This is a genomic window from Peribacillus sp. P4_B1, from assembly GCF_056402395.1.
This window is the reverse complement of record NZ_JBFUHM010000007.1, coordinates 134,347-142,128: the sequence shown is the minus strand read 5'-3', so window position 1 is coordinate 142,128 and position 7,782 is coordinate 134,347. Positions and strand designations below refer to the sequence as shown.

At 42.0% G+C, this 7,782-nt stretch carries 8 protein-coding genes; 1 reads left to right on the top strand and 7 read right to left on the bottom strand.

Annotated elements, in window-relative coordinates; all coding sequences use genetic code 11:
• Positions 1–386, top strand: a 386-nt coding sequence (locus AC1DVK_RS06185; protein ID WP_477626051.1) for a transposase, incomplete at its 5' end; no start/stop codon positions are given.
• 137 nt (positions 387–523) lie between these two features.
• Here AC1DVK_RS06185 and lysA read toward each other — a convergent pair.
• The 7 genes from lysA to sigF all read right to left on the bottom strand — a co-directional run bounded on the left by lysA (position 524) and on the right by sigF (position 7,773).
• Positions 524–1,852 (bottom strand): diaminopimelate decarboxylase, encoded by a 1,329-nt coding sequence (gene lysA, locus AC1DVK_RS06180; protein WP_089361444.1) that lies wholly within the window; start codon positions 1,850–1,852, stop codon positions 524–526.
• Between the two features lie 291 nt (positions 1,853–2,143).
• The gene (locus AC1DVK_RS06175) at positions 2,144–3,628 is read right to left on the bottom strand and encodes a spore germination protein (protein ID WP_410860415.1); all 1,485 of its coding nucleotides are present in this window, start codon (positions 3,626–3,628) and stop codon (positions 2,144–2,146) included.
• On the bottom strand, positions 3,585–4,190 hold the full coding sequence (gene spoVAEA, locus AC1DVK_RS06170) for a stage V sporulation protein SpoVABEA (RefSeq protein ID WP_061463932.1): 606 nt from the start codon (positions 4,188–4,190) through the stop codon (positions 3,585–3,587). Before spoVAEA ends, AC1DVK_RS06175 begins: the two co-directional genes overlap by 44 nt.
• A gap of 43 nt (positions 4,191–4,233) precedes the next feature.
• Positions 4,234–4,656 (bottom strand): stage V sporulation protein AB, encoded by a 423-nt coding sequence (locus tag AC1DVK_RS06165; RefSeq protein WP_089361446.1) that lies wholly within the window; start codon positions 4,654–4,656, stop codon positions 4,234–4,236.
• Positions 4,646–5,269: a stage V sporulation protein AA gene (locus tag AC1DVK_RS06160; protein WP_061463934.1), complete on the bottom strand. Its 624-nt coding sequence runs from the start codon at positions 5,267–5,269 to the stop codon at positions 4,646–4,648. Before AC1DVK_RS06160 ends, AC1DVK_RS06165 begins: the two co-directional genes overlap by 11 nt.
• 150 nt (positions 5,270–5,419) lie before the next feature.
• Complete coding sequence (locus AC1DVK_RS06155; protein WP_477626053.1) at positions 5,420–6,709, bottom strand: NCS2 family permease; 1,290 nt, start codon at positions 6,707–6,709, stop codon at positions 5,420–5,422.
• A 296-nt stretch (positions 6,710–7,005) separates the two neighbouring features.
• Positions 7,006–7,773 carry an RNA polymerase sporulation sigma factor SigF gene (gene sigF / locus AC1DVK_RS06150; RefSeq protein ID WP_061463935.1) on the bottom strand — a complete coding sequence of 256 codons (768 nt, stop codon included), beginning with the start codon at positions 7,771–7,773 and terminating at the stop codon, positions 7,006–7,008.
• Positions 7,774–7,782 lie beyond the last annotated feature (9 nt).

Here is a 7,782-nt window from a genome sequence, read left to right as displayed (position 1 = left end):
CTTCGGGGGAGCTATTAAAGTACTCAACAACCAATAAAGAGGGCTATCGCGAGTATAAATCACCCAAACACACTTGTGCGACATGCTCATTTTTATCTCAGTGTACAGAAAGCAAAGACCATCAAAAAGTGGTGACACGGCATATTTGGCAAACACATGTGGAAGAAGCAGATCATCTACGTCATCATCAAGATGTAAAAACTATATATGCGAAACGTAAAGAAACGATTGAGCGTGTATTCGCAGATGCAAAAGAAAAGCATGGTATGCGTTGGACAACTTTAAGGGGACTTAAAAAATTGTCGATGCAGGCGATGCTAACTTTCGCTGCCATGAATGTAAAGAATATGGCCAATTGGACATGGCGAGGTCCAAAAATGGCCTAACATAGTGGGCTCGTAGAGCCCCAATCTCCTAAGTTCAGGCAAAAATTCAAAGGGAATCTCAAAAAGGGGTTCGGAATTTTTTAATTCCGAACCCCTTTTGTCTACAAACTGAAAGGATGGCCGATGCCATCCTTTTTTTATTCTTTATTGACGACGGCCGCTTCATGAAGGGCCAAATCCAAATGGATAAGATCTTCATACGTCTCACGTTTGATGACCAATCGGGCTTCTCCTTTTTCGGCAAAGACGACAGCCGGTCTCGGAATCCGATTGTAATTATTCGACATGGAATATCCATATGCCCCTGTACAAAAGACTGCCAAGACATCACCGCGTCCGGCTTTTGGCAATGGTAAATCCCAAATCAACATATCTCCGCTTTCGCAGCATTTCCCAGCAATGGACACTGTCTCTTCTACAGGGTCAAGTGGGCGGTTTGCAAGAATTGCGTCATACTTCGCTTCATAAAGAGCTGGACGTATGTTATCACTCATGCCCCCGTCAACGGCAATATATTTACGGACATTAGGCACTTCCTTTTCAGAACCGACCTTATACAAGGTCACCCCGGCGTCTCCGACTAATGAACGGCCAGGTTCAATCCAGATTTCAGGCATCACTAAATCAGAGTCAGCAATCAGGTTCTGTACTTCCCTAACGATTTCTTCTACATATTGAGATGCCGGAAGCGGGTCGTCCTCTTGTGTATACCGAATTCCGAATCCCCCTCCGAGATTCAATACCTTTGGTTGAAACCCTATCGAACCATGCCATTCATTTAACTTGCCGATAATTTTTTGGGCAGCCAGAAGGAAACCGGTCGTTTGAAAGATCTGGGAACCGATATGGCAGTGGAGTCCCAGCACTTCCAGAAACTCGCTTTTCAGCGCTTGTCGAAGAGCGCTTTCCGCCTGTCCGTTAATAAGATCAAAACCAAATTTCGAATCCTCTTGCCCTGTCAAGATATAATCATGCGTATGGGCTTCAATTCCTGGTGTTACACGAAGAAGGATTTTCACCTTTTGTTCACGGCTTGTACAAATTTCTTCCAAAAGTGCCAACTCTGAAAAATTATCGACTACTATACAGCCAATTTCATAATCCAAAGCCATATGCAGCTCTTCTTCACTTTTGTTATTTCCATGAAAGTGAATGCGTTCAGTTGGGAAACTTGCCTTAATTGCCGTATACAATTCCCCCGCTGAGACAACATCGAGAGAAAGCCCTTCTTGATCAGCCAACTGAATCATGGCAATCGAAGAGAAAGCCTTACTTGCGTATGCAACTTGGGCTGAGATCCCCAATTCTTCAAAAGTTCTCTTGAACCCTCTTGCCCGTTCACGAATTAGCTCTACATCATAAACATATAATGGAGTGCCAAATTGTTCGATCAGTTCGATCGTGTCCACTCCGCCAATCTCCAGATGTCCACGTTCATTGACACCACTGGTTCCGTACAAATGCATGATAGCCTCACCTTCCTGACTTAAAACTAAAGATTGATAAGAAATGAGGCAGCCTCAAATAAAGCAACCCTCATGCAAGTTAAAAAGAGGTGTCTATATGAACAAGCCTCATCCGAATCAATCGATTATCCCATTGGATATTGTTCTCTATGACTGCTTCGTAGTTCGAAGGGAAAGACAGATTGGTTTAACTTCAAAGAGCCATAAGCGCCCTATCTCTTTGTGAAGCCTTAACTTTACCGCYTTTTCCGAATAAAATTAAATTACCACAACTTTTCGACAACATCAACCTTAAGATTTTCTCGGCTGCCTATATTTATCCTGGGGATGCACAATACTAGGACGCTCCGCAGCTCCTGGATAAGGTCTTCTTAATAGAATATGTGACATTCCCTTTGGCTGAAAGGGGATAAGCGGCCATAAATAAGGTGTATTTAACGTTTTTATACTAGTAAGCAAAATAATGTAGAGTGTGATGCCTATGATTAAGCCAGGCACTTTAAAGATAGCAACCAACACTAGCAATACTAAACGGGAAATTTTATTCGCAACCCCCAATTCTAAACTTGGAGTGACAAAAGTGCCGATTGCCGCTACGGAAGCATAGAGAACCACTTCAGGAACAAATAGGCCAACATCTATCGCTATCTGTCCAATCAAAACTGCCGCAACCAAGCCCATTGCCGTAGAAAGCGGGGTCGGGGTATGAACGGCTGCCATCCTTAAGAATTCTATTCCTATATCGGAAATGAAGATTTGGACCAAAGTTGGTATATGCGTTTTATCATTTGGTCCGATAAACTCTAACTTATCCGGTAAAAGCGATGGTTCCAAAGCAAACAATAACCATATCGGCAACAAATATAACGAAACGAATATCCCTAGAAAACGTGTCCAGCGCACCAACGTTCCAACAGCAGGTGCCTGCCGATACTCCTCAGCATGCTGCATGTGATGGAAAAGAGTGGACGGAGTAATGATGACACTCGGTGACGTATCCACATAAATCAGGACATGACCCTCAAGTAAATGTGTTGCCGCTACATCAGCCCGTTCCGTATACCTTACAAGCGGGTATGGGTTATATCCTTGCTTGACGATGAACTCTTCGATCGTTTTATCAGCCATCGTTATGCCATCAACCTCAATGCTATTCAATTCCTTACGAACGATATCTATTAAATCAGGATCGGCAATATCTTCTATGTAGCCGATGGATATATCCGTTTTCGAACGCTCCCCTACGTGCAGCATTTCAAATCGTAATTTTTCATCCCGGATTCTTCTTCTTGTTATCGCTGTATTAATGATGATGTTTTCGACAAAACCATCCCTGGATCCACGGACGACTTTTTCCGTATCGGGTTCAACTGGCTGTCTTCCGGGATAACTCCTGACATCAACAACCAATCCTATTGGTTTGCCATCGACAACGATGACTATTAATCCTGATAATACCTTATCAACCAGCTCATCCATCGTCGTTAATTCTTCAACCGATTGGTGTACGAGCAAGCCTTTGATTACATCAAAAACTTTTCCACTCATGATATCAGAATTCTTATTATGGATTAGCGAGTCCAGAATTCCAATGATGTACTCGGTATCCGTCAGGCCGTTTATATAGTAAAGATGAACATCTTTTCTTAAGACCTTTACCCTTCTTACTCCTAAATCGAAGCTGACGCCCAGACCTACTTTCTCTTTCATATACGCGTCAACTTCCGTTACCCTATTCGGAATCGGTTTCATGTTTCGAGGTTTTTCTGAAGTCATCATGACCACTCCTTTCCAATATGATTTCGACCGCTAACTTCGTGATCGGTGCTCCTCTTTTAAAATCATCCTGATGGGACATTTTTCCGATATCCCCTATCCCTACAACTATGGGAACTTGTAATTGATCGATGCAATACACTGTATCTCCTGTAATCTTGCCCAGTTCAAATTCCTCAGCACCGTATTTATCCACCCCGTTCGGTGTCAAATTACCATCCCGGTCAATACAGATATCCACCTTGGTCCATTCTTCCCTTCTAGTCTTTGAAGCGACCGCTATCACGCCAAGGACATTAATATCAGGATGTCCGGCAACTACCTTCATTGCCTGTTCGCCTGATCCTTCACCGATAAAACCGCTATCATCAAACATGACCAATATGGGATCATACTTTGCCTTTTTTATTAATTCAACAAGCTCCAAGCCAGTATATCGTGATGGATTACCTTGGGACATGGAGATACATCTTCCCCCAATTTCCTTGGCCACAAGCTCGACAGCCCGTTTAGCATACTCATCTCCATCCGTAATCAATATCACTTTTCGTTTGGTCACCATCTTGGGCCTACCTTTCATCATCAGGAATAGTTACCTCATAAACTTATAAATCGCCAAAATAAATCCATTGGAATAATGATCCGACTATTTTCCCCAATACGAGTGCCATTAACAGATAAATGATTTTCTCTTGAATACCGATTCGCTTAGACAGAATCGGAAATACATTCAGGACTTCAGTTAAGGCAGCAGCAAGCATCCCATTAAAGATCCCGTCTGCCAAGCCGATCGGAATTAACAAAAGTTTCGGGAGGGCAAGTTCCGTTTCCTGTAATCCGAACCATGTTCCTGCGACAACGCCGGCAATGATGGCCCCTTCGTAGAAATGAATCATTTTCATTGTTTTTGTCAGCTGAGTCAGTCTCGGAATCACACCAAGTACAGTTAAAAACGCTACAAAACCGGCACCTGTCGCGAAACCTCCAGCTAAACCGACAAAGATTCCGAAGATAATTTTACCTGTCATCAAGATGGCGCACGTTCTCCCTATTTTCATTCATGGTTACATAATTGTCCAAATCCTGCTGATAGTTGAACATTTCAACCTCGAGCGGACTAGGTTCCTCATTGAAGCGTTTTTTAAAAAAGTGATTAAAAAATAAGATCATGCCTATACCAAGGCCGAAACTATATGGGATTTGGATCAGCAACGGCTTTTCTTCCACTTTTCCCGTTATTATAGTAAAGATTTTTTGGTGTACTTCCCCCATACTTACATCCACATGAAAATTCATGATAGTCATCCCGCCGCCGACAAACAACAGGAACCAGACTAAGGCGAAAGTTAGGAATGACATTTTCTTTTTCGAGAGAATGACTTCGATGATCGTTTGGGAGGGCCCGAATGTCTCCACTTCAATAGTTGGATCCATTTTGCGAATGGCCATGATAACTTGAGCCAAATCAATGACAATAATATTCTTATCTTCCTTCTTGACCGTTAATAATATGATGTCCTCGATTATTTGAATCACTTCTTCAGGTCCGATTATCCTTGCAATATCTTTTATCCTCACCGTTTGATTTCCATTTACTTGTACACGGTTCCTCATCCTGATATATACAACTGCCACTTCCATCACATCCCGACCTTTTATTTCCTTATGCTAGTAGTATGGATTGGAAACAGATTGAAAATGCAGGAAGTGACCCATGTCCAGATATTACTAATTGATAACAAAAAAAAGACACGCTGCAGACAGCGTGTCTTTTTGATTTTCATTCATAAATTAATGAGTGGGGAAGAAAATCAGCTGAACCAAAAATATCAATCCAAAAATATAAATGAGCGGATGTACCGATTTTCCTTTTCCGCTGAATACCTTCATAAGTGGATATGTTATGAATCCGATCGCAATCCCTGTAGATATGCTTGAAGTAAGCGGCATCGTTAAAATGATCGCAAATGCCGGAAATGCTTCATCGAAAATTTTCCAATTGACTTTAGCCAGGCCTTCCATCATAAAACATCCTACGATGATCAATACGGGAGCTGTGATTGCTTGAACTGAAGAAATTGCCGATATTAATGGAGAAAAGAAAATCGATACAGCGAATAGGATTGCCACAACAGTAGCAGTTAACCCAGTACGTCCGCCTGCGGCCACTCCTGTGCTCGATTCAACGTAAGCTGTTGAAGGACTTGTTCCAAACATCGAGCCGACAGTCGTCGCAATCGCATCACCTAAAAATGCTTTCTTTGCACGAGGGATTTTCCCATCCTTCGTTAATCCTGCCTGTTCCGTCACGCCAATCAAGGTACCTGTCGTATCAAAGATCGTCACAAGTAAAAAGGCGAACACAACTGAATATAAAGAATGCGTGAAGACCCCGGCAATATCGATATCGAAAAATACCGGTGTTGGAGGTACAGATAAGACTCCATCAAAGTTGAGCAAACCGATAAAGTAGCCAATGATTGCCGTAATGATCATACCAATAAAAATTGCCCCTTTAATATTACGGGCCATTAAAATCAAGGTAATGAATAAGCCTGCTAACGCTAAAACGGTTCCAGGCTGATGCAAATCGCCAAGAGTCACCATCGTTGATTCATTAGGTACAACGATTCCAGCGTTTTTCAATCCGATGAACGCAATGAATAAACCAATTCCGGATGTGATTCCATATTTTAATGAGTTAGGAATCGCATCAATTATCATTTTACGCAAGCTTGTCACGCTAATTAATAGAAATAGCAAACCTGCTATGAAAACCGTACCGAATACGGTCTGATATGAGAGGCCCTGAGCCCCCACTACGCTGGCGAAATAAGCATTCAAACCCATCCCTGGCGCTATTGCAATCGGGTATTTTGCTACCAGCCCCATGATAAGGGTACCCATCACCGCTGATATGACTGTTGCCATGAAAACCTGTTCAAATGGAATTCCGATTGAAGACAATAAAGCCGGATTCACAATAAGGATATAAACCATAGTTAAAAATGTCGTAACACCCGCCATGACTTCTGTACGGACATCCGTCCCATTTTCTTTCAGGGAGAAAAACTTTTCCATAAACATATTTAGACCTCCAGATCTAAAGGAAACACCGACAACCGTTTGCACGTAAAGACAAGGTGTCCTAAAATTGTACTGCATCAACGCTTTTCCTTATCAATTATTCGTTGAAAGAAAGATAAAAAGGCGAATGAAAAACGCGACCTTTACTATAATATTCGTTTTTAATTCTAAATTCAACTAAAAAATGAATCCACTCATATTTTCATTTTTATCTACCCGGATCACTGAGGGAATTATTATTACTTTTTCCTAAAAACAAGATTTATCTCCAGCAAAAAAAACCACATGAATCACTGATTCATGTGGTTTTTCATTTGCTGAAGAATCTTCTTTTCCAGCCTTGACACCTGAACTTGGGAAATACCAAGCCTTGCCGCTACTTCCGATTGCGTCTGATCTTTATAATACCTCAGGAAAACAATCAGCCTTTCGCGCTCATTCAATTCATGTATGGCTTCTTTCAAAGCGATTTGATCAAACCAAGATGTTTCGTTATGATCGGCAATCTGGTCAAGAAGAGTAATGGGATCTCCATCATTTTCGTAAACCGTTTCATGGATGGATGAAGGGCTTCTGCTAGCTTCTTGGGCCATGATGATCTCCTCTGGCGACAGCTCAAGGTGTTCCGCCAATTCATTGACAGTCGGAACGCGGCCATACGTCTTTGAAAGCTCCTCCTTGGCCCTGCGAATTTTATTCGCCATTTCCTTTAAAGACCGGCTTACTTTAACCGTTCCGTCATCACGGATAAAACGTTGGATTTCACCAATGATCATTGGTACAGCATACGTTGAGAATTTCACTTCAAACGATAAGTCAAATTTATCCACGGACTTCAACAAGCCAATACAGCCTATTTGATAAAGGTCGTCCGGTTCATAACCTCGATTGAGGAATCTTTGCACGACTGACCATACAAGCCTAAGATTGCTATTGACAATCAGGTTCCTTGCATCTTGGTCACCGCTCTGGCTGCGTTGGATTAAATTCCGTAATTCCTCATCTTTTAAATGGGGCTGTCCTTTCTTGCTCTTCTGGTTTTTAACCTCCACATCCATATGCAAGTC